Annotated in this window: 16 protein-coding genes and 2 riboswitches; of the genes, 6 read left to right on the forward strand and 10 right to left on the reverse strand. The window is 54.7% G+C overall.

Going from position 1 to position 21,745, the window contains the following annotated elements; translation table 11 throughout:
• From LAB08_RS12145 to LAB08_RS12155, 3 genes are read right to left on the reverse strand one after another with little or no spacing between them, the layout of a single operon-like run.
• The gene (locus LAB08_RS12145) at positions 1-414 is read right to left on the reverse strand and encodes a cobalamin biosynthesis protein (RefSeq protein ID WP_096511971.1); all 414 of its coding nucleotides are present in this window, start codon (positions 412-414) and stop codon (positions 1-3) included.
• Positions 411-1,115, reverse strand: coding sequence for a CbtA family protein (locus LAB08_RS12150; RefSeq protein WP_096511970.1), 705 nt, complete (start codon positions 1,113-1,115; stop codon positions 411-413). The genes LAB08_RS12145 and LAB08_RS12150 overlap by 4 nt, the downstream gene beginning before the upstream one ends.
• An 11-nt stretch (positions 1,116-1,126) precedes the next feature.
• The gene (locus tag LAB08_RS12155) at positions 1,127-1,321 is read right to left on the reverse strand and encodes a CbtB domain-containing protein (RefSeq protein ID WP_096511969.1); all 195 of its coding nucleotides are present in this window, start codon (positions 1,319-1,321) and stop codon (positions 1,127-1,129) included.
• 121 nt (positions 1,322-1,442) lie between these two features.
• Positions 1,443-1,668, reverse strand: a riboswitch (cobalamin riboswitch).
• A gap of 188 nt (positions 1,669-1,856) precedes the next feature.
• Positions 1,857-2,068, forward strand: a riboswitch (cobalamin riboswitch).
• Positions 2,069-2,167: 99 nt separating this feature from the next.
• On the opposite strand from LAB08_RS12155, the gene cobW reads away from it, so the two are divergent.
• The 4 genes from cobW (at position 2,168) to LAB08_RS12175 (ending at position 8,897) form a co-directional block, all read left to right on the forward strand.
• Positions 2,168-3,229 (forward strand): cobalamin biosynthesis protein CobW, encoded by a 1,062-nt coding sequence (cobW, locus tag LAB08_RS12160; RefSeq protein WP_096511968.1) that lies wholly within the window; start codon positions 2,168-2,170, stop codon positions 3,227-3,229.
• A 3-nt stretch (positions 3,230-3,232) separates the two neighbouring features.
• Positions 3,233-7,081 (forward strand): cobaltochelatase subunit CobN, encoded by a 3,849-nt coding sequence (cobN, locus tag LAB08_RS12165; RefSeq protein ID WP_217910648.1) that lies wholly within the window; start codon positions 3,233-3,235, stop codon positions 7,079-7,081.
• 152 nt (positions 7,082-7,233) lie between these two features.
• Positions 7,234-8,232: a magnesium chelatase ATPase subunit I gene (locus tag LAB08_RS12170; protein ID WP_096511967.1), complete on the forward strand. Its 999-nt coding sequence runs from the start codon at positions 7,234-7,236 to the stop codon at positions 8,230-8,232.
• A 119-nt stretch (positions 8,233-8,351) separates the two neighbouring features.
• Positions 8,352-8,897, forward strand: coding sequence for a vWA domain-containing protein (locus LAB08_RS12175; protein WP_305955494.1), 546 nt, complete (start codon positions 8,352-8,354; stop codon positions 8,895-8,897).
• 1,044 nt (positions 8,898-9,941) lie between these two features.
• Here the strand turns inward: LAB08_RS12175 and LAB08_RS12180 are convergent.
• From LAB08_RS12180 to LAB08_RS12200, 5 genes are all read right to left on the reverse strand, one after another.
• Positions 9,942-11,939 carry a TniQ family protein gene (locus LAB08_RS12180; RefSeq protein WP_157755719.1) on the reverse strand — a complete coding sequence of 666 codons (1,998 nt, stop codon included), beginning with the start codon at positions 11,937-11,939 and terminating at the stop codon, positions 9,942-9,944.
• The gene (locus LAB08_RS12185; RefSeq protein ID WP_096511964.1) at positions 11,936-12,883 is read right to left on the reverse strand and encodes a TniB family NTP-binding protein; all 948 of its coding nucleotides are present in this window, start codon (positions 12,881-12,883) and stop codon (positions 11,936-11,938) included. The genes LAB08_RS12180 and LAB08_RS12185 overlap by 4 nt, the downstream gene beginning before the upstream one ends.
• Positions 12,867-14,705, reverse strand: coding sequence for a helix-turn-helix domain-containing protein (locus LAB08_RS12190; RefSeq protein ID WP_110963866.1), 1,839 nt, complete (start codon positions 14,703-14,705; stop codon positions 12,867-12,869). The genes LAB08_RS12185 and LAB08_RS12190 overlap by 17 nt, the downstream gene beginning before the upstream one ends.
• Complete coding sequence (locus LAB08_RS12195; RefSeq protein WP_157755718.1) at positions 14,692-15,333, reverse strand: hypothetical protein; 642 nt, start codon at positions 15,331-15,333, stop codon at positions 14,692-14,694. Before LAB08_RS12195 ends, LAB08_RS12190 begins: the two co-directional genes overlap by 14 nt.
• A gap of 791 nt (positions 15,334-16,124) precedes the next feature.
• Entirely contained in the window at positions 16,125-16,847 is a 723-nt protein-coding gene (locus tag LAB08_RS12200; RefSeq protein WP_096511963.1) for a DNA-binding protein, read from the reverse strand.
• 836 nt (positions 16,848-17,683) lie between these two features.
• Between LAB08_RS12200 and LAB08_RS12205 the strand changes: the two genes are divergently transcribed.
• Together LAB08_RS12205 and LAB08_RS12210 are read left to right on the forward strand one after the other, a co-directional pair.
• On the forward strand, positions 17,684-18,382 hold the full coding sequence (locus LAB08_RS12205; RefSeq protein ID WP_239499393.1) for a hypothetical protein: 699 nt from the start codon (positions 17,684-17,686) through the stop codon (positions 18,380-18,382).
• A gap of 36 nt (positions 18,383-18,418) precedes the next feature.
• Positions 18,419-18,952: a hypothetical protein gene (locus LAB08_RS12210; protein WP_096511962.1), complete on the forward strand. Its 534-nt coding sequence runs from the start codon at positions 18,419-18,421 to the stop codon at positions 18,950-18,952.
• A gap of 1,108 nt (positions 18,953-20,060) precedes the next feature.
• Here LAB08_RS12210 and LAB08_RS12215 read toward each other — a convergent pair.
• Entirely contained in the window at positions 20,061-20,660 is a 600-nt protein-coding gene (locus LAB08_RS12215) for a hypothetical protein (RefSeq protein WP_096511961.1), read from the reverse strand.
• Between the two features lie 199 nt (positions 20,661-20,859).
• The gene (locus LAB08_RS12220) at positions 20,860-21,735 is read right to left on the reverse strand and encodes a BrxR family helix-turn-helix transcriptional regulator (RefSeq protein ID WP_096511960.1); all 876 of its coding nucleotides are present in this window, start codon (positions 21,733-21,735) and stop codon (positions 20,860-20,862) included.
• Positions 21,736-21,745: the final 10 nt, after the last annotated feature.

Here is a 21,745-nt window from a genome sequence, read left to right on the forward strand (position 1 = left end):
TTACGCGGCGCCGGCCAATGCCAGAGTCGCCTGGGCATATTTTTGTCGTGGGATCAGCAGTTTGGCAGGGGTATTGGCCAGTTGTTCGGCGAGGGCCAGCGCGGCACTTTCCGCCACGCCGTAGCAACCGGTGCGTTCGAAGGCAATCTGCGAATGGTGGCTGAGCTGCGGTTGATAAACCGCCAATTGTTCGCTGCTGAAATACATCATTTGCAAGCCAAGCTGCTCGGCCAGTTCGATCAGGGCCGGTTCGTCGCGCTTCAAGTCGATGCTGGCGAGTGCCTTGATCTGATGAAGTTCGATCTGGTTGGCCTGTAGCGCCTGATCGAGCAGCGCCCGCAGCGTGCTGACGGGACAGCCTCGCTGGCAGCCCAGGCCGACCACCAGGGTCGGCGCTGTGCTTGCATCAGTCATGCGTGGTATTGGCCATCGTTTTTGCGGCGGAACAACCAGGCGCTGATCAGGCCCAGGGCCAGCCAGAACCCCATGTTGGTCAGCTGCGAAGCGATTTTGAATTGGGCTTCGAGGGCTTCCGGGGCGAGCATCGAGTGCACTTCCGGTTGCGGTGCGCCAATCACATGGGGAACGGCAAGGATCGCCGCGCCGAGGACTTTCATCAGCCAGTGGCGGCTGAACACGATCAGCGCGATACCGACAGCGGTGGAGGCGGCGGTTCCGATCCACCAGATCTGCCGTTGTGCCAGGTCGGCGGCAGCGGTGCCCGGCAATTCCGGTGGCAGGCCGAGGGTCGGCGCCAGTACGAAGGTGGCGTAACCGGCCAGGCCCCAGAGCAGACCCTGGGAGGTTTTGGTTGGCGCGCGCAGGGTGTAGAGACCGGCGAGCATTAGGGCGAAGCCAACGGCTACCACCAGATTGCCGCCCGTGGTCGACAGCACGCGCTGCCAGCCATCTTCCGGCTCCCAGGCCTCGGCATCGTGGGTATGGGCGGCGACGCCGGCGGCATGTTCATGAACTTCCACGACCGCTGGCTCGGCTTTTTCGTAGGTTTCGGCCTGCAAAATCAGCGGGGCGACCCAGAAACTTTGCAACAGCGTCAGCAACAGGGCCGCCAGCAAGCCGGTGAACCCTGCAGTTTGCGCAATACGCTTGATCATGTCGGCAGGTCTCAATGGCACGGGAACGCGGAGCTGTGACGGGTATCGTGGGCGGCGTTGTGGACCGCTTCGATGTGCGAGAAACCGGCGAAATACACAAGGCATGCACCGAGGATCGACGCGCAGATGGCGGCGGTGATGCGTTGGGCAAGGGTGGAAGTCGTGCTGGAGGAGGCTGTGTGGCCGGTGCTGCTGATGATCGACATGGCGTTTCCCTCTGTTCTGTCAGCGGGGGAATCAAAAGCGCATGCAGAGTCACTGCACGAACGGGCGCGCAGCGATTCGAACAGCGCCCGCCCACCGCGGGTTTGTCATTCAGTGAAGTTTGATCACTTCGTGTTGCGGGCCGGTCTCCGGGCTCACGAGGGGCGCAGGCAAATGCCTTGACCTTCAAGCATCACCTTCCCATGCCACATCGGCACAGTGGATCTGACGCTTCGCTCGCTTACCGTTGCGGGGGCAGCACCGGACTGACATGGCTTTAGAGTAAAGCACATGATTCACCGGTTTCCCGTTTCACCCTGTGAAGGGCACCCGTAACAAGGTGTGTAGGAGAGCATGGGCGGGGGTGGGGCGTCAATTGGCACCGGTTCTCATCTTGAGACCGAGTTGCCCCAATCGCGAGCAAGCTTTGCTCCCACAAGGACACCGACAACCTGTAGGAGCAAAGCTTGCTCGCGATGGCGGCATCCCGGCCACCACAGAACTCAGCATGATCATTGACCCGCCCCAATACGATGCGTAGCCTTGCGCTTTCGAGGTTCTTCGGCATTTGCCGAAGCTAAGAAGGGAACGCGGTCAATGCCGCGGCTGCCCCCGCAACTGTGAACGGTGATGTTCGCTGCCACGCCACTGCACGCTCAGGTCCTGAGCCCGCGGGAAGGCGCAGCCAACGCCAATCCAAGGATTGGCACACTGTCAGCCAGGAGACCTGCCTCGATACAGATTCTCACTACAACCGGGCGGGGTGATCCGGTGGCGAATGCTTCCGGCGCGCAGGCGCGTTGCCGGTTCTCGTCCCGTATGCCCGCCACCTTGCCAAAGGGCATCCGATGAAAACACTGGCCAAACTCCCCGTCACCATCGTCACCGGCTTCCTCGGCTCGGGCAAAACCACCTTGCTGCGGCACATGCTCGACAACGCCCAGGGCCGCCGTATCGCGGTGATCGTCAACGAGTTTGGCGAGCTGGGCATCGACGGCGAAATCCTCAAGCAATGTTCCATCGGTTGCACCGAAGAAGAAGCCAACGGCCGCGTCTACGAGCTGGCCAACGGCTGCCTGTGCTGCACCGTGCAGGAAGAGTTCTTCCCGGTGATGCGCGAACTGGTCGCCCGTCGCGGCGATCTCGATCACATCCTCATCGAGACCTCGGGCCTGGCCCTGCCAAAGCCCTTGGTCCAGGCCTTCCAGTGGCCGGAAATCCGCAGCGCCTGCACCGTCGACGCGGTGATCACCGTGGTCGACAGCCCGGCAGTGGCCGCCGGCACTTTCGCTGCGTTCCCGGACCAGGTCGACGCCCAGCGCAAACTCGACCCGAACCTGGATCACGAGTCGCCGCTGCACGAGCTGTTCGCCGACCAACTGTCGAGCGCCGACCTGGTGATCCTCAACAAGGCCGACCTGATCAATCCGGAAGACCTGGCCCGCGTGCGCCTGGAAGTCGCCGAAGAGCTGCCGCCGGCGGTGAAGGTCATCGAAGCCAGCAACGGTCGCCTGCCGCTGGACGTGCTGATCGGCCTCGGCGCCGGTTCCGAAGAACACATCGACAGCCGTCACAGTCATCACGATCACCACCATGAAGGTGAAGACGATCACGACCATGACGCGTTCGATTCCATCTCCATCGAACTGCCTGCCTCTGACGAGAGCCTGCTGCTGGACGCGCTGACGCAACTGGTGGTCCAGCACGGCATCCTGCGGGTCAAAGGCTTCGCGGCGATTCCGAACAAACCGATGCGCCTGCTGATCCAGGGCGTGGGCACCCGTTTCGACAAGCACTTCGACCGTCAGTGGGGCGCCGAAGAAGCGCGCACCACACGTCTGGTGTTGATCGGCCAGGAACTGGACGCCGCCGCACTCGAAGCGCAATTGCGCGCCGCGCTCAGCGTGTAATCCATGCACCTGCTCAGGACCCAGCCCGGCGGATTCGTGTCGGATGACAACATTGCCGACCTTGGACAAACCCCCGCCGAGCTGGTGATCCTGTGCAGCGGCGACTCCAGCCTGGCGCTGCTCGCCGAAGCGGCGCAGCAGTTGCCCGACGATTACCCGAGCGTGCGCCTGGCCAATCCGATGCAGGTGCAGAATCACGCTTCGGTCGATCTGTACGTCGATGAGGTGCTGCGCCATGCCAAGGTCATATTGATCTCGCTGCATGGCGGCATCGCTTATTGGCGCTATGGCGTCGAGCGCCTGGTGGAGTTGTCGCAGCGCGGTGTGCAACTGATCCTGGTGCCGGGCGACGACCGTCCGGACCCGGAGCTCAGCGATCTGAGCACCGTGCCTGCCGAAGACCGTGACCGACTCTGGCACTTCCTGCGCCAGGGCGGCATGGCCAATGCGCTGGACCTGTTTCGCTGTCTGGCCCACCGTTGGCTGGGCCGTGATTACACCTGGGCCGAGCCACACATCCTGCCGCGCACGGCGGTCTACCACCCACGAAAAAGCCCCGCGACCCTGAAGGATTGGCAGGCTGACTGGCAGGCCGGTCAGCCGGTAGCGGCGGTGCTGTTCTACCGCTCGCACTTGCAGGCGGCGAACACCGGATTCATCGATGTTTTCTGCCAGCGTTTGCAGGCAGCGGGGCTGAACCCGTTGCCGATTGCAGTGGCCAGTCTGAAAGAACCCGGCTGCCTGTCGGTGGTCGAGGACTGGCTGGACGAAGTCGAGGCGGGGGTGATTCTGAATACCACCGGGTTCGCGCAATCGAGCCCCGAAGCGCCGCATCTGCGGCCGTTCCGCCGCAATATCCCGGTGATTCAGGCAATCTGCGCCCAGGACAACGAACCGGGTTGGCGCGCCAGCGAGCAGGGTCTCGGGCCCCGTGACCTGGCGATGCACATCGCGCTGCCGGAACTGGACGGGCGGATCATCAGCCGGCCGATCAGCTTCAAGGACCTGGCCTGGCGCAGCGAGCGCAGTCAGTCCGATGTGGTCTGCTACCGGCCACAACCGGAACGCATGGATTTTGTCGCCGAACTGGCACGACGCTGGATCGATCTGGCGCGCCTGCACAATGCTGAAAAGCGGGTGGCGCTGATCCTCGCCAATTACCCGACCCGTGACGGTCGCATCGGCAATGGCGTGGGCCTGGATACCCCGGCCGCTGCGCTGAATATTCTGCGTGCGCTTCATCAAGAAGGGTATCCGCTAGCGGCCGATTTGCCGCAGAGCGGCACCGATTTGATCCAGCAATTACTCGGCGGCGTCAGCAACGATCTTGACACAATCGACCAGCGTCCGTGCCAGCAAAGCCTGGCCATGGACGACTACCTGGTGATGTTCAATGCACTGCCCGAAGCCAACCGCGCGGCGGTGCAGGAGCGCTGGGGGCCACCGGAAAACGATCCGATGTATCGCAGTGGACGAATGATGATCGCCGGCCTGCGTTTCGGCCTGACCTTCGTCGGTATTCAGCCGGCGCGGGGCTATCAGGTCGATCCGAGTGCGGTGTATCACGACCCGGACCTGGTGCCGCCCCACGGTTACCTGGCGTTTTACTTCTGGCTGCGCAACACCTACGGCGCCCACGGCGTGATCCACGTCGGCAAGCACGGCAACCTCGAATGGCTGCCGGGCAAAGGCGTCGGGCTGTCGGAAAGCTGCTGGCCGGACGCGCTGCTCGGGCCGCTGCCGAACATCTATCCATTCATCGTCAATGATCCGGGCGAGGGCGCCCAGGCCAAGCGTCGCACCCAGGCAGTGATCATCGACCACTTGATGCCGCCCCTGACGCGCGCCGAAACCTACGGTCCGCTGCGCAACCTCGAACTGCTGGCCGACGAGTATTACGAAGCACAACTGCTCGATCCGCGCCGCGCCCGGGAATTGCAGCGCGACATCCTGCAACTGGTGCGCGACACGCACATCGACCGCGAACTGCAACTGGACGAACAGCTCGACAGCGACGCCGATGCGGCGATCTGGCTGCCACGGCTGGATACGTACCTGTGCGACCTGAAAGAGTCGCAGATCCGCGACGGCCTGCACGTGTTCGGCGAGTCGCCGACCGGGCGTTTGCGCATCGATACCTTGCTCGCGCTGCTGCGCATTCCCCGGGGTGATGGCCGTGGGGCGCAATCGAGTCTGCTACGGGAGTTGGCCAAGGCCTTCGAACTGGGGTTTGATCCGCTGGATTGTGCATTGGCCGAGCCGTGGACCGGGCCTCGACCAGACGCGTTGTTGTCGATCAGCCATGAACTATGGCGCACCACCGGCGACACCCGCGAACGCCTCGAACTGTTCGCCGCACAACTGATTTCGCAGGCACTGACTTACCCCTGTGGGAGCGAGCCTGCTCGCGAAAGCGGAGTGTCAGGTGACATTGATGGGCCTGACACACCGCTTTCGCGAGCAGGCTCGCTCCCACAGGAAGCGGGTTGGTCTGAGGTGAGCGCCATCCTCGACAACCTGCGCGAAGTGGTCGCGCCAAGGCTGGATGCCTGCGGCCCGGCAGAAATGCGCGGCTTGCTCGATGCCCTCGGCGGTCGTTTCGTTCCGGCCGGTCCCAGCGGCGCACCGAGTCGCGGTCGTCTGGATGTGCTGCCCACCGGGCGTAACTTCTATTCGGTGGACGTGCGCAACCTGCCCACCACCACGGCCTGGCGCATCGGGTTCCAATCGGCCAACCTGATTCTTGAGCGCCACCTGCAAGACCACGGCGATCATCTGCGTCAGCTCGGCCTGTCAGTGTGGGGCACGGCGACCATGCGCACCGGCGGCGATGACATCGCCCAGGCCATGGCGCTGATGGGCGTACGCCCGGTGTGGGCCACCGGCAGTCAACGGGTCGATGACTTTGAAATTCTGCCGCTGAGCCTGCTTGACCGGCCGCGAGTGGATGTCACCTTGCGGGTCTCGGGTTTCTTCCGCGATGCCTTCGCCAACCTGATCCGCTTGTTCGACGCCGCTGTCCAGGCGGTCGCCGCGCTGGACGAGCCAGACGATCTCAATCCATTGGCGGCCAAAGTGCGTGCCGAACGTGAAGCCTTGCTGCAATCGGGGCTCGATGAAGAAACCGCGCGGCGTCAGGCCGGTTGGCGCATTTTCGGCGCCAAACCCGGTGCCTATGGCGCGGGGGTGCAGGGTGCCATCGACGGTCGCCTGTGGCAGAGCCGCGAGGATCTGGCCGAGGTTTACCTGAACTGGGGCGGTTTTGCCTATGGCGGTTCCGACGAAGGCACCGCCGCCCGCGATCAGTTCACCCAGCGTCTAAGCCAGGTGCAAGCGGTGCTGCAAAACCAGGACAACCGCGAGCACGACCTGCTCGATTCCAATGACTATTACCAGTTCCAGGGCGGCATGTTGGCCGCCGTGGAAAGCCTGCGTGGTGAAGCAGCGGCGAGTTATCACGGCGATCACAGCCAGCCTGACTTGCCGAAGATTCGCACGCTGAAGGAGGAACTGAACCGGGTCATCCGCTCCCGGGCAGCCAATCCGAAATGGCTCGAAGGGGTGAAGCGCCACGGCTACAAAGGTGCGTTCGAAATGGCGGCAACGGTCGACAACCTGTTCGCCTTCGACGCGACCACCCGATTGATCGACGATCATCAATACGCGTTGCTGGCCGATGCCTATTTGCTCGACCCGGGCACCCGGGATTTCGTGCGCGAGCACAACCCCCATGCCTTGCGCGACATGACCGAGCGGATGCTCGAGGCGCAGCAGCGGGGGATGTGGAAGGAGCCGGGGGAGTATCGTGAGGCGCTGGAAAACCTGTTGCTCGATATAGAAGAAGACAGCTGATACACCACAACCCCTGTAGGAGCGAGCCTGCTCGCGAAAGCGATTTGTCAGTCAATGATATGTTGAATTTGACGGCCTCTTCGCGAGCAGGCTCGCTCCCACAGGGGGAATCAGGTGTTTGTGAGATTACCGACCATGACCGAGATTTGATAATGACCGACACCCCGCATTTCCCCCTCTCCGCCGTGGTCGGCGCCGACGACTTGAAACTGGCGTTGTACCTGACCGCCATCGACCCGAAGATCGGCGGTGTATTGATCGAAGGCCCGCGCGGCATGGCCAAGTCGACCCTGGCCCGAGGCCTGGCAGACCTGCTCGCCAGCGGCCAGTTTGTCACGTTGCCATTGGGCGCCACCGAAGAGCGCCTGGTCGGCACCCTCGACCTCGATGCGGCCTTGAGCGAAGGCCGCGCACAATTTTCCCCCGGCGTGTTGGCCAAGGCTGACGGCGGTGTGCTCTACGTCGATGAAGTCAATCTGCTGCCGGATCACCTGGTCGACCTGCTGCTCGACGTCGCCGCCAGCGGCACCAATCTGGTGGAGCGCGACGGCATATCCCATCGGCATTCGGCGAAGTTCGTGCTGATCGGCACCATGAACCCGGAAGAGGGCGAGCTGCGTCCGCAACTGCTCGACCGTTTTGGTTTGAACGTCGCCCTTAGTGGGCACACTGCACCGGCTGAACGGGGTCAGATCATTCGTCGACGTCTGGATTTCGACAGCGATCCACAAGGCTTTTGCGCTGAGTGGGAGAACCAGCAGCAATCCTTGCGCGAGCGTTGCCAGAAGGCGCGTAGTGCGTTGGCCAGTATTCCCCTCGACGATGCAGCGCTGGGGCAGATCACCGAGCGCTGTTTCGCTGCCGGCGTCGATGGCTTGCGCGCCGATCTGGTCTGGCTGCGCGCGGCCCGTGCCCATGCCGCGTGGCGCGGAGCGGGCGCCATTGCCGAGGAAGACATCGACGCCGTCGCGGAGTTTGCCTTGCGTCATCGTCGTCGCGAGCACACGCCACCGGCATCACCGCCCAACCCGTCGCCATCGAAGCAGAATGCCAACCCGAGCGAAGGCCAGGGTCAATGGGGGGAAATGCCCGCCCAGGCACTGCCGACCGGCGCCCGGCGTGAAGTGCCGAGCTGGCCAAAAAAGCCCTAGGCATTCGCCCTCGATCTGACGCGGGGGCGAATGCCAGACCCCGCGCCGGACGTCTGGACAGCGGCAAGCAGGGTAAACGTCATGCCGCACGCGATGGCTCGGTCAATTGGCCCGGTACTTTGCTAAACGGCAGGCCGCGTCAGCGCGCCGATGTGCTTTTTCAACTGCGCACCCGTTCACCCCATGAGTTGTGGCTGGTGATCGTCGATGCTTCCGCCTCGACCCGCCGTCATCAAGCCTTGAGTGACGCCAAAGGCGTGTTGGCTAATCTATTCGATGACGCCTACCGGCAACGCGCGCGCCTGGCCCTGCTGACTGCCAGCGGTGCGGTGCCGAAGTGGCAGGTGCAAGGATTGAAAGCGTCCAGTGGTTTACGCCACTGGCTCGATGGGCTCGGCGCAGGCGGTGGCACACCTTTGCTGGCGGCGCTGGGTGAAGCGGGGCACTGGTTGGCTTCGCGGCAAAAGCGTTTTCCGGCGGAGCGGCAGCGCTTGCTGGTGGTGACCGATGGCCGATTGAAGGAATGGGCAGCGTTGCCCGCCATTGACTGTCCGGGGCTGGTGATCGACATCGAGCGCGGGCCGATTCGGCTTGGGCGCAGCAAGGTGTTGGCTGCGCAGATGCGTGCCGAGTATCGGCATATCGATGAGCTGTTGCCGGATTGATTTTTTGTGTTGTCTAAGCTGGCCTCATCCCGAGCAGGCTCGCTCCCACAGGAGATTTGTTAACGCTGGAGATCCACTGTGGGAGCGAGCCTGCTCGCGAAAGCGGCATATCAGCCACCATTAATGTTGGATCACTTACCCATTGCCATGGATTTGCATTGTAAATGGAATTGAGGGTACGGCGGAACAATGGGTTAGAACTAGATTTTTTTACCCTTTGAAATTTTTTTTTCATTTAGAGAGAGATTATGTACCTAGTTATCCTTTCCGGGGATATTTAACCGTTGAGCAATTTCACTTTACGCGATTCCTGGATCCACTGAGGGAGGGGGCGAATCCACTCCGGTTCGTTTTTCGGCTGAGATTGTGAGTGCGTGGATAGCGTATGTTTGAGTTGGTTTGGGACTGTATCTTCTCTGGTTCGATGATTATGAGTTGAGCGAGGATCAGATCGTATACGACGGCATTCCGACCGTTAGCATTTTAGGGCTCGCTATCATGCAAGGCGAGCCGTAATGTGGGGTAGAGGTTTAAGTAAGATTTAAGCTGAATTCGCGAGCTCCTTGAGAAGTTTATTAGTGGTTTCGCGGTTCGTTCTCACTTTAATATGAGTATGATTACATTAATAATTTTCATAAATGCATGTAGATTAAGCGTTATGGAGAAATTGTCACTATCTTAGTGTTTATTTGATGCGGCTGGGAGATTTTCTGAAAGGATCAGTGTGGACGCTGACAAGGAATTAGGGCGGGCGTCTGGGCGATTGCATTACCAGCTTTCATAACATTACAACCGGCGCATGGATCTCAGGCGACATAGTATCCCGACTAGATTAATGGTTGAGGCTTGAATTCATGCCTGGTTTACAGTTCGGTAAGTTATTCGAGCGCTGAAAAGGTAAGCGGACAATTGACCAGCAATTATATTGAAAAAAGCAGTTTCGGAGCGAAAAGTGATCGTGCAACGAAGAAGCCCTTCGCTCAATTAAACTCATGTGTGTTGAAGTTTTAATATGACGCAAAAGTAATTTAACTGTTGTGTGGTTTAAAATTTTTGCTCGTTGGTTAACGTTGCGCTGTGTTTTTTCACTGTGTATTGCTTCATTACCCTTTGTGCCTCTGTGCGAAGTAAAGTCACCTGTCCATTAATGAAGTCTGGATGATCTCTGGAAAGTGGAACCATGCCTCCCTGCTCTATTATTTTTATAATCGCCTCTGTATTGCGCATGAACTCTGTTGCGAGCGTCTGAAGTGTAGTGTATTTTTTTATGTGTTTAATTATACGATTGGCGTCGGGCAAGCTGATTATGCTGGTGTGTCGGAGTAATGTAGAGCTTATAAATCCTGAGCGTATGAAGCGAATAATAATCAGATGCGGACTGCAGTTTGCTTTTTTGCTGACTTCAGATACGGAAAGGTTTTTTTTGCGCCAGGCGATAGCCCTTAGAACGCTTTCTCCGGTGCAAAGCTCGCGCCCTTTTATCTTGTCGCGATTAATTACACTTTTTGTCTGAATTATCCCTAAGTCAATTAATCTGCTGATGTCAGTCCGGGAGATTGCTAAGAGTTCGGCTGTTTGTTTAAAAGTTAATAATGAGTCAGCAGATAAAGGAGGTTTTACAAAAGCCACAGTCTGTTTGTCTACCGTAGAAATGAGTTCCAAAGGGATTTGGTTTCTGAGGTAAATTATGATTTTGTTGGCGTATAAAGTGGTTTTAATAATGGTTGGGATAAAGTTGTCGATGAGGGCCTTGAGTTCAGCATTTCGCAAGCCGCTTCTGGCAGCGATTTCTGATCGGAGAATGTATTTTTCGTTAAAGTCTCTAATTGATAATAGCGTAGTTTTTGGTGATTCTACGTATTTTGATTTAAAGCCCTTTAATAAACCCGAACTGATCAAGTATTTTACAGTTCGAGGGGTGGTATGTAGAAGCGCTGCAGCTTTTTTATGATCAAGCAGTTCGAAGTTTGATTCTGGTGTTGCGTAGACATCCTCCAAGTCCCATGCGCAGTAGTTTTGGTTTATCAGGGTGTTACAAATATTAGGGCATTTATAAAGTGGTCTGCGTACGCTTGGGTAACTTTTTAGATCTGTTCTGATACATAATTTTTCTGCTTTAAGTTGTGTGACATTTGAAATTGTACCAAATATGTAAATAAGTTCTGGGTCTGTAAATAATAGCTCGCTGCACTTGCAGTCTTGTTCATGGTTTAACGGTTTTGATTTATGGCTGTTGTAGAAATATTCGATACCGAATTTGCTTAGGGTTGCATCCGGGCTTAGGATAAATGGTGCCAGCAAAGCTCGATGATGAAGGCTCGGGAAATATTCTTGTAGCTTTCGCATTTCTTGAAAAAAATCGTTTTTTGTACCGGATGCGATTTTAACGCAAGCCTCCATAAAATTGAAACTTTCATCGGATGAACGCAAATAACGGAAAGCAGACATCGATGCCAATAATAGCTTGAAAAAATGTTCGTTACTTTCGAGCATCGCTACTCTAATTGCTTCGCTGGTGTTGTTGTCAGATGGTTGGGAAACTGATTGACGGAGGTCAAATCCGCAACTGCAATGGTAGTTTTTCAAGAGTAGCCAATCGAGGGGGGCGTCGCATTTCGGGCAGGATGCGATGTATCGTTCTGCATGAATGGGGCACACATCCGAAAACTTGAGTGTATGCATCATTTCTAGATGACCGATGCGAATGCAGCTAGGGCAAAGTGCTAGTTGTTGGCGAAGCAGTGGAGCCGGAAACGAAACTCCATTAATGACGATGTAACTTTGACTTCCGAGTCTGCGTTTTGAGTGGAAGGCTGCTTCGAATAATTCTTTATCCGGTGGATCCAGTAGTTCATGCTCGGAAAGTAGCTTATGAGCTTCTGAGTTTTCCCATTGACTGTTCGCGATGTTTTTGAGTTTTAGCCCAAGGACTGAGCTGAAAAATTTAAGATTTTCGTATCCATTTGCCGTTGCACAGCGAAATAATAGAGAAACACTGCTTTCTTGTGGATGAGGTATTGGTACGAATATTAGTTTAGTCATTTTTTCTTCGTACTCGTGGTAATTATTTTTTTTAGCTCGCTGCATGTTTTTTCAAATGGGTTGTGCTCGGTAAGTCGAGTTGCGAGTTTTACTTGGCCGGCGGCCATCGAGAAGTCAGAAATAGTTAAATTGTTATCGTTTCGATTCAATGCATTTATCAGCGAGGCGTTTAGAAGCACCCTAAGGGCGCGCATGTTGCCACCGGTGGCCGCATAAAAAGAAAGTAGTAGTTTCTCGTCCGTGAGCGGCGGGATCTCGATGAAACCCACTGACTCTTTTAGATGAATAGCAAATGCGCGGATCAGTTTGAGGTAGTTACTGTAACTTTCCGGGGTTGCGAGAGAAAATGGCGAGAGCCTGGCGCGGTACGGGAAACGGTCGGCAAGGGCTTGATGTTGATCGATTACGAGCTCGCATGCAGGAGGGCCTACAAGCATCACTTCACCCATGTATATGTCGGTTAGTACTTTTACCCAGTCGGCTGCGCTTTGCAGTGCACGTCCTGTTCCGCCCCTTAGCAAGTGTTGCCATTCATCTAATATAATTAAAACAGTTTGGCATGTATCAAGTATGTTAAATAGGCGAAATTCCAGAGCGTCGACGGATTGGTATTTTGTATAGGTTTCGAAGCAATTGAGCAGGCGAGTAACCAGTGTTTTGATCGTGGCATTGTTAGGGACACGGCAATAAATCACTGGATTGATAATGTGGACACCGTCGTCTGTATGTTTTTTTGTGGGAGGGCCTAGCTCAGCCAGGATGTCATCACAAACTCGAGTTTTTCCGGTGCCTGGATCTCCCAACAATATGACACAAGTTGGTTCGCCGCGGAGTCGTGTGGCCTCCATTGAACGATGGATAGTGTCTAGTGCTTCGCAATATTGGGGGTGAGCGACAGTGAACGCTTTGAATTTTTTTATTTTTTCTTCATTCATCAGATTCATGATGCAAGGTACTCCCAATCTGGTAAGTGGGGAAGTTTGATGGGTCTGCTACCGGGCGGGTGAGAGGTGGGCTAGACGGAGTTTTCTTTGAGCTAGAGGTTTTTTTCAGTTTGTTTTCGTTCTGGTATTCCTGGATGCGTTGGCTCAGTTCGTAAAGCTTGAGGCAGGCTACTGTATGGTCGAATTTTTTCCGCTCACTAATAAATGCTTTGCGAACTGCGTTATGATCTGTCAGGGATAAGCCATTTTGATAATCCGGATTTGTAGCAATTGCGGGATGCCAGTCATCGGGAGTATTGGGGTGAGCCACCCAAACAGTGCCGAGGTCGCAGGGGTTGAAATACACAATTGCGCGCTGCTTAGGTGCCAGTCGTTCGCTCACTTCGAAGAGCCCCGGTCCATACCAAGCGAGGCGCGATTTTTCGACCATCCCTCGGTCCACTCGCAAGTTCCAATTGCTTAGGCAGAGATTCTTTAGTTCCAGTTCGCTGAATTGCTCGGGCGGTGGGGTTGATGCTACTAGGGCCTCGTGCCTTTTATTAGGGCTTGTACAAAGTTCCTCATGCCAAGAACTGTGATATGCATCAATCCAAAGGGTAAATGCACTTCTAAGTTGTTCGAGTGTTAAGCAGGCTCGCTGCGCCGATGGGTAGTCTCCCCGCTCTCTAGGGCTGCCTTTAGTGGTGCCCGGTAGGTTGTGGCAAAATCCCGTATTTACGGTACCGTAGAATCTTTCAATAAAAGATTTAGCATCGTAGTCGCCTACCGGTACATAATCGGTGACAATGCCGAGGGTATTGCATGCAGTCAATGTCCACGTGTTGAAGACTTCTGCTCCATGATCGGAGAAAATAGTTGCCATTTTCCCGTCGGTCACAATAGCTCGGATCGTGGCACTCATCATTTTTTCGGCGCAGGGTGGGCCTATAGAAATATCCCACCCAGGGCATCTTCGAGTAGAGGGTTTTATGTGGGCGGACAATGTCGGCCTACCGATTAGCTGTCCTTTATTATCGACAATATTCACATCCATTTTTTGACTGTCAAACAAGGTGCATGCATAGGGATCAGTGTCGATATAAAGGTGGCCGCTGGCTTTGGCCATGCGTTCTGCTGCTTTTAAGCCATGGCGTTTGTGTGCCACATGAAACCTATCAAAACTGAGCGCTCTTCGACGGAAAGTGGTATACGAAGGCGCAGTCATTGGCGATTTGCCATAGTGGTGACGCTCTCTGTTTTCCGCCGTTATGTGCCCGACGAGCAGACGGTAACAGTGGGTTAGCGTTGGTCGCTCTTCGGTCAAATACACAGTATTGATGTAGTGCCGGATGAGTTCTTCGACTGTGGCTTGTATCCTCTTTTTGCGTGAGCCCGGTTTCTTTTTAAGCAGTGAGAATAGGCTTTGATTGCTAGCGCAGTATCTATTCTTCCATTTCCAAACAGTACTAACACTTGGGGGTTTACTGTCGCCGATTCTTTTGGCGATGCGCTCGATTAGCAACTTTGCTTGTGCCTTTGGCAAACTCCCATTCAATTCCTGCAAGCTGCCGTCCACATAGGCTCGACGGTATAAACAGCGTTGTTTATCATCGGCTGAGAGTGACGCGAATTGAGCGGAAAGGCTGAGGTCGGTGGCGGCGCGCTGGTGTAGCAAAAGCTTGCCCTTTTGTTCCATGCTGGCAAACATTGTCACATCAATGAAACGATGGTACTGGTGGGCGAGTGAACAAAGTGAAATGAGTCCATCGTTGATGGACACGATTTCAAGAATGTGATTGTCGAGAGAGTATTGTGCGCCAACTTTGGGTTCAGTGATTTGCATGAGCCGTCTCTTCAATTGAGGTTTCAAGAGACAAACGGCGAGTAAAGTCAAACGCAATTCTCCGACAGAACATCGCTCGGTAAATAGCGCGTTCTCTCACCCCTTCGTGATGGTTGAGGATCTGTCGTAGGCTAATTGGATAGGGCTGTTTAGATAAAAACCGAAGGCAGGCGCCGTATTCATCGTCGCCCACATTGAACGAATGAAGATACAGGAACCTTAAGTTGCTCAGTTTAGGATTCTGTCGAATACTTTCTAGATCCGCAAACGCCAAGGTAACACCTTGGCACAGAAATTGTTGTTGCGCCGCTTCAAGTTTTAACCCCACGCGCGATGAAAGTTTATGAAAATCGGCTTTTACCTCGGTGTAGTACGCCGACTCCGTAGTCTCAACGAAAAAATCAGGGGAGTATTGTCGCGGACGTCCGGCAACGTTGACTTCAAAGGGCCCTGGTTGAGACTCGTAGCGAATGACTGCAGTGTCGTACTCTAATAATACGCAATAGTCCGCTTCCAGAGCGCTATGGCAGACTAGTGCTTGCTGATTTTTTCGTGACGGAAAAAAAATCAGGTGTTTTCCGTAATAAGCTGTTTGCAGCGGTCGGCGAGGTGGTTGATAAGTACCCATGGGTAAACCTCTTACTGAGCAGAAGATCTCTCGCACTCCGAACCGTGTGCGATTTGCCGTCGCCTTAATGCTAGAGAACGCACTGTGTTGTAGTCGCAACCCGCTCGATCATTGTTGACAGAGCAACACCGCAGAGCGGGCACTCTGTTGGTTGAGGGCAATGAGCCTCGGGTGTTAGGGCTCGCCGCAGCCTCACTGCGGTTCGTACCGGCATGCTTGGGGCTGGCATCAGTCTTCGAAATCGAGAGATAGCCAAATACTATCGCCCTGAATTGAGCCACCGACACAAAGGGTGGGTTGCTCATTTCTTTTTTTCGCGAAATCTCTTCAATCCAGAATAACTAGCGTACACCTTTGGTACAGATCGTCTACTGGTACGTGACAATCGGTATTAAGGTAATTAATTCAATAACCTATGTTGAATAATAGGTGCATCTGATTACGTTATTGGGCCAGGCGGAACATTTCTGGAAGGTGATCTTCAATGAGGTGTCGACACTTTTGGTACGTGTGATGGCACTCATCGGGTAGGGGATACTGCCGGGCTTAAGGAGGGCGTGGGCCGCATTCAACGATTTGCGGGGTGCACGCGTGGATTGTGGGCGATGAGTGTTGCTGAGCTTTTTGAGAATTATTGCTGCTGAAAAAAATGGTTTTAAGACGTACAGGGCATAAAGCTTGGAGTTGCTCAGGCAGGTTCTGCCGAGGCCGAACTTTGCATTTTTATAATTTTTGTACGGCTGGTCTGCAATCAATTGAACTGCTGCGGAGAGTTTTACGCTATTGGATAATTATAGGATTTTCTGTAGTTGTTGCAGGAGTCGGGCATTTTCACGATTAAGGTTGACCAGTTCTTTTTGTGAGCTCAACAGCAAGTCGGCTTGCTGCCTTCGCTCTTCCATTAGCAGTGTTATTTGTTTTGCATGTTGCTGAATAATGGCGTCGTGCAGCTCTTGGCGGGCTTGGCGGAACTGTTCAAAAGCTAAGTTGGCATGTTGCTGTTCATTTTCAAGCAACGCTATTTTGGTGTGTTGCTCCTGCAACATCCTGGTTAACTCATGGTTGTTTTGTTGGGCGAGGGACAACTCCTGAGCCTGTTGTTCCATCCGTCTTGTTGCTTCTTGCCACTGTTGCTGCTCGGTGAGCCGCCGCTCTGTCAGTTTATCGATGCTGTGTTGCTGGTCCTCCAAGTGCTGTTGCGCACGTTGCAACTGGGCGTTCAGTTGGGTTGTTTCCAATAAAAATTGAGCCTGCGTCTTACTCAGCTGTTCATTCGCTTCGGCTTGCAGTTGTTCACCCAAGCTTTGAACTAACTGCGCCAGCGGTTCGGTGAGGCGCTCCAGAGTGGCCTTGGGTGGTTCGTCGAGTTCCTTGAGATAATGGGAAATCGTGCTTTTGGATCCCGTATTGCCCAGCGCGATGCGTAGCGCGTCGATGGTGGGGCGCTTTCCTTGGGCCAGCAATGCCGTTTTCGCTTGCTGCACCAGCTGCTTGTTGATGCCTGTACGGGCCATGTCTTCCCCCTGTTTTTCACGCTGTAATACGTTGCATGTAATTACAGTGTACAAAGCAAAAAATCGAACGCTTGTTTTAGGTGAAAAATAGCGCGGGATAACTCGGGGTTATCCCGGGTCATGACCGTTCATCGGTGCTTTTTGCCTCGCCGGCGGTACGCAGCTCAGGGCTGGCCCGATTTTTTGCGACAGCGAGGAGTACCGGGCAGGATCGCGTCAGGAAGGGAACGCAGACTCCAGTGACTCAGCGTCGTGTCACTGAGTGAGATCCTTACATAATATAATACCGTGTTACAGATACAGCCAGAATCGGATTCACGAATGCTGGAATCCGTTACAGAGCGTCATTTCCGTTGTCTCGGTTTGCTGCAATGTACGGTTGTCTGAATCGCATTCACGCGAGAGGGTTTTCAACGACTGATCCGGCGCCGCATGCCGCTGCGTAGGCACCGTTGGGTGGTTGATGGTGTATTGGCTCAGGTGAGTCACCGAACCGCGATCGATTTCGCACCCCGCTACACAACCTTAATTGCAGGCGAACGGCCCCATCATCCTGGCGTAGTGCGCGAATGGGCAGGTTTGAGCAGTCCAGACGCTCCAATCCCTGAGCTTTTTTTGCAACCCTGCGGATAGCGGGCCCCGGGCCGCAGTACCGAGGCATTTGGTTGGGAGGGAGCGGGAGGCATCAGCGAATCCACCAGCGATGCGGTTGCACCGACGCGCCTGGGCTCAGGGTAGTTTTCGAAAGCAGGTACTTTGCGAGTATTATCTCTGCCTCGATAGTGGCGGTTTGCTACTGCATTTATCACGGCATGCAAAAAGGAAGTTGGCAGATCATGGTGCAACCTATTGATTTGGAAAGAATGGAGCCCGCGGTAGAGCCCGTCGAGGAAAAGCTGCACCGTGCAGTCAGAGCGGCCATTGGCGCACTTCCGATGATCGGCAGCCCTGCCTTGGAGTTTTTCAACTCCATATTCGAGGCGCCACTGAGCAAACGACGTGCCGAGGTCATCCGGCAAATCGGGGAAGGGTTAAACGATCTCATTGCACAAGGAATTGTGACCGAAGCGGGGCTTCAAGAAAACGAAGCGTTCATCAGCACAGTCGCGGAGGTGTGCAACATCTCACTGCGAAACCATCAGGCAGAAAAGCTTGAGGCGTTACGCAATGCGGCCATCAACTCTGCATTACCCGGATGTCCGAGCGATGACTATCGACAAATTTTTCTGCATTTTGTAGATGTGTGCACGGTTTCCCACATCAGGTTACTCAAACTTTTTGAGAATCCGAATCAGTGGTTCCTAGACAACAATCGGGCTGAACCCTATCGCACCGCAGTGTCTCTGTCCCAGGTGGTCGAGCACGCCATGCCTGAGCTGACGCGTAATCGCGAAATCCTCGATACCGTATGGGCTGATCTTTATCAGAAGGGTTTCGTGGACGTAAAACAAATGGAACTGGTGCTGAGTCATGAAAGCTGTTTTTCCAAACAGACGACGCGGTTCGGCAGCAAGTTAATCGCTTTTTTAAGTTAGTAGGTCAGCGCAGTCGTTGCTCATGATGGAGGTGGTGTGAAGCAAATTGTGTATGCGGGCAACGATCGTCAACCCTGCGTCGCCGAATACGCGATCGTGATTGACGACTCCGAAATGATTCAACGGGCGCACATTGTGGTCGTGCAATCTTCAAAAAAAGGCGCATGGACCAGTTTGTATAACACTGATGAAGGTCGTGACAATGTTTTGAATAGAATCTTGGCCCAAGAGTTACCAGGAGTCCGGATCGATTTTTTGTCCTTCAACCTTATTTTGGACCTGTCGGATCACATGGAAGGCTTCCGCTTTCCCATACGACTGAATTGGGATGACTACATCGCCAAAGGCAATCCGTACAAAAAATATCTAACGCCCGCGAGGAGCCTTAAACAGCTACTTCTGAAAATGCTCGGTAAAGGCGCAACTGAGATTCATGCTTGGAATGTGGTGGGTGGCTGTGCTGAGTTTTATACCGACTTCGAGGACCCTGAACGTCAGCGCCTGGACATAGCGCAGACGAGCAAGCTGCTGGAACAGGCTGGCTACAGTCGGCTTCCGCTTCGGGCTTGATGCGGTTGGTGACGGTTTCCCATGGCGCGCTGGCAGGTCGCGAATATTTCGTAGTTTGAAGGGCAAACGTTGGAAATGATACGTGTCAGGAGTAAGACCGTTCGTGACCATCGTGGCCTACCCTGCTGCTCCCCGCGCTACAGCGGCTTTGCCCGGTGTACGCTTGTCAGCATGGGCTGGTGCTCCGCGGCCTCAATCAAGCACCAGTGTTTCGCGCCATTCACCGATGGGGTTGCCTAGCAGCAGGGCAAGTCAACGCGAATAGTCTCTCGCGTAGTTTGTGATTGGCTTTTTTTGCACCGCGGTGCTTCTGACGGGGCATACTCTGCGCAGTCACTGCGCCGCGGTTTTGCTTTTCGGACCAGTCGCCACCACTGGAGTGGCAAACCGTTGGTGGTGTATCGGCGGGTGGGTGGTGCGGTCGGCGGCGCTGCAGTTAGGCCGATGCTCACCTCGATAATGGGGACGTTAAGCGCACCCACTGCTGAAGTGTTCGTGCTGGGGGAAGGGCGCAGATGCAGTGTCGTGACTGATGCCTAGAGGGGGATGTCGGAGGCCAGTCGTATGCCGGTTGACCGGTGCGCTGAGGATGGCAGGCCTGCAAAATTGGTTGTGACATGACCCGATCGCTCGCTTGGTTTTTTAACGCCTGTAAACCGCTTTTTCGATCTGTAAACCACTGAGGTTAACAACGCCAAAAAGTGGTTAACAGCAATTGCGAAATCGAACTCCCGTTGCCTCCCCGTAGGCATTTGAGCTGACCAGTCGTTTGTATGAGGTGATCAGCATGATTTGTGGGCGTGATCGGCAGAGAACGACCCAAAGCGCCGGCGTCATCGTCAAAACATCCAAAAAATATCCGAAAGCGGACGATAAAAAAATACGGCTGGTTTGGGCTGTTCTTTCGCTGATGTGGTCAACCCGTCTCGGACACGACGGTATATTTTTGCGTGAGTTGGCGACCCATCCAACGATGGGGTTGAATCCAGGCTACCTGTGCATAAGAAATGGTGGATATCGTTTGATGTGGGTATTTATTGTTATACGCGGCACACGAACTCCATCGACCCTTAGATATTTCCTATGTCAACGGCACATGCTTGAGCTACTAACGGGCCTCGACAAGGCTGAGTAGATGCTGAATAACCCTAGCGTAGCCAGAAAGTGAAGGCGCAATATCGCTTGGGTAGGCCAAGTCGTAGTCTTCACGATTGCCAAGATGGTCCGTGCAGAGGCGTGTCAGCCACCACGGGCTAATGATAGAAATACGGCACTCGGTTGTTTCAATGTTTGGCGGAAACGTATCGACTGTATTCACCAAAAGAATATGCCTCGAAGGCGCCGGGCGCGGTGGCAAAGCGTTAAACAACTCCTCAAGTCGTTGCTCCTCAGCAAATAGGTTGTTTTGCAATGTGAATCTGACGCCTAAAAATGTGCTCGTCTGGTAATCCCCTTCGATGGCCACCTCCTTGGCAGCAATTGAAATGCGCGCGAGAATTGCCGCTGTATCACGAATGCAATAACCAACGTTGCGGACGTCAAACAAACGTTCAGCTGTTACGAGCTTTCGCGTTTTACCTTTTTGCGGAACACTTGAGTCCCGCCCAGGCATTTGGTGATTAACATTGTGCAGCGGTGCTTCCTGTCCGATTGCGGCCTCTTCCGCGGCTTTCGCCTGACATTCCGAAAGATGTTTTTCTATATCCATCCGAGCTATATCGTCTGCCCAGGACGCTGTACGTCGGTGTTGGGAAAGCCTGGAAACAGCATTGAGAGAAATCCCTATATATAGAAGTCGGCCAGTCGCATCGAAATGCCTATAAAGGTAGTGTTTCTTCGGCGAAGGTCTCATGGCTTTCCTGAATTCAATGAACCGAGGGCAAACAGTTGCGGTGTCGTTATCAGGCTTAAGACTGCAGCTTTGTAGCAGGCAAATGTTTTTCGATACGAAGCAAAACGATCTGTTGCTGCTCATCAACAGGGGCGCCCGGGGTGTCGTTCAGGTTAAGGCGCCGCTTGAGGTAATAGAGTTGCGGTTTGCGCGCTCGGATCTTGGTTTCTCCATCCACCATTTGGTAGTCGTGCTCGATCGCTTTGCGCTTGTTGGGTGGGTAAGTGGGGTTGGGCCCAATCACTACGTCTATGTAGGTCTCCCACTCTGTGTCTTCGGGGACCGGTGAGGGTGGGGGAAGAGAATCCACTACTGCAGCAATTCGTCCCAGAACAAAATCCTTAAAGATCTGCGATGTGAAGCAGAAGGCTCGGATATGCCACCGGAAGCCATCGTGTGCAAATGACGCTGGATGGATGGTGCGCAACGTTGGCTCGTCGAAATGAGTCATCGAGCGGTAGTCGACGGTAAGCGCCTCACCCTTCTGCAGCGCTCTGATCAGGCTGATGAGAATCTGCGCATCTACCTGGCGGGTGGGCGACGGCAGGCTTGCGGCAGGCGGCACCCACCCGATGAAGCTATCGCTGGCGGCTACGGTTCCGATTTCCCGCCACAGCAGTTCGTTGAGGTAATGGCCGCTGTTCGGGCTAGTCAGCACGGGCATAAATGTAGGCGCCGCCACGTAGGTCTTTTGTGTGCGGTCATAGATCATGTTGCCTGGCGCTAACTCTTGATAGGCCGCAAGGTCTAGCGACGCCTGGGGAACCGATATGCGGAAAAATGCCGTCAAATCAGCGCGATTGAGCCGGCCCTCCCAGAATAGTCTGAAGTCAATGAATTCGAGGCGTCTATCTTGCCCCCAGCGCCCGGTGCGTGCAGTCGGATTCGTCATGAGTATTTAG

Source organism: Pseudomonas izuensis, from assembly GCF_002356535.2.
GTDB lineage: Bacteria > Pseudomonadota > Gammaproteobacteria > Pseudomonadales > Pseudomonadaceae > Aquipseudomonas > Aquipseudomonas izuensis.

Excerpts from the sequence above, each read along its gene's own strand:
- LAB08_RS12200 (WP_096511963.1), bottom strand. The coding sequence starts at position 16,847 with ATGGCCCGTACAGGCATCAACAAGCAGCTGGTGCAGCAAGCGAAAACG.
- LAB08_RS12205 (WP_239499393.1), top strand. The coding sequence starts at position 17,684 with ATGGTGCAACCTATTGATTTGGAAAGAATGGAGCCCGCGGTAGAGCCC.
- LAB08_RS12155 (WP_096511969.1), bottom strand. The coding sequence starts at position 1,321 with ATGTCGATCATCAGCAGCACCGGCCACACAGCCTCCTCCAGCACGACT.
- LAB08_RS12190 (WP_110963866.1), bottom strand. The coding sequence starts at position 14,705 with ATGCAAATCACTGAACCCAAAGTTGGCGCACAATACTCTCTCGACAAT.
- LAB08_RS12215 (WP_096511961.1), bottom strand. The coding sequence starts at position 20,660 with ATGGATATAGAAAAACATCTTTCGGAATGTCAGGCGAAAGCCGCGGAA.
- LAB08_RS12145 (WP_096511971.1), bottom strand. The coding sequence starts at position 414 with ATGACTGATGCAAGCACAGCGCCGACCCTGGTGGTCGGCCTGGGCTGC.
- cobN (WP_217910648.1), top strand. The coding sequence starts at position 3,233 with ATGCACCTGCTCAGGACCCAGCCCGGCGGATTCGTGTCGGATGACAAC.
- LAB08_RS12220 (WP_096511960.1), bottom strand. The coding sequence starts at position 21,735 with ATGACGAATCCGACTGCACGCACCGGGCGCTGGGGGCAAGATAGACGC.
- LAB08_RS12170 (WP_096511967.1), top strand. The coding sequence starts at position 7,234 with ATGACCGACACCCCGCATTTCCCCCTCTCCGCCGTGGTCGGCGCCGAC.
- LAB08_RS12150 (WP_096511970.1), bottom strand. The coding sequence starts at position 1,115 with ATGATCAAGCGTATTGCGCAAACTGCAGGGTTCACCGGCTTGCTGGCG.
- cobW (WP_096511968.1), top strand. The coding sequence starts at position 2,168 with ATGAAAACACTGGCCAAACTCCCCGTCACCATCGTCACCGGCTTCCTC.
- LAB08_RS12195 (WP_157755718.1), bottom strand. The coding sequence starts at position 15,333 with ATGGGTACTTATCAACCACCTCGCCGACCGCTGCAAACAGCTTATTAC.
- LAB08_RS12185 (WP_096511964.1), bottom strand. The coding sequence starts at position 12,883 with ATGAATCTGATGAATGAAGAAAAAATAAAAAAATTCAAAGCGTTCACT.
- LAB08_RS12180 (WP_157755719.1), bottom strand. The coding sequence starts at position 11,939 with ATGACTAAACTAATATTCGTACCAATACCTCATCCACAAGAAAGCAGT.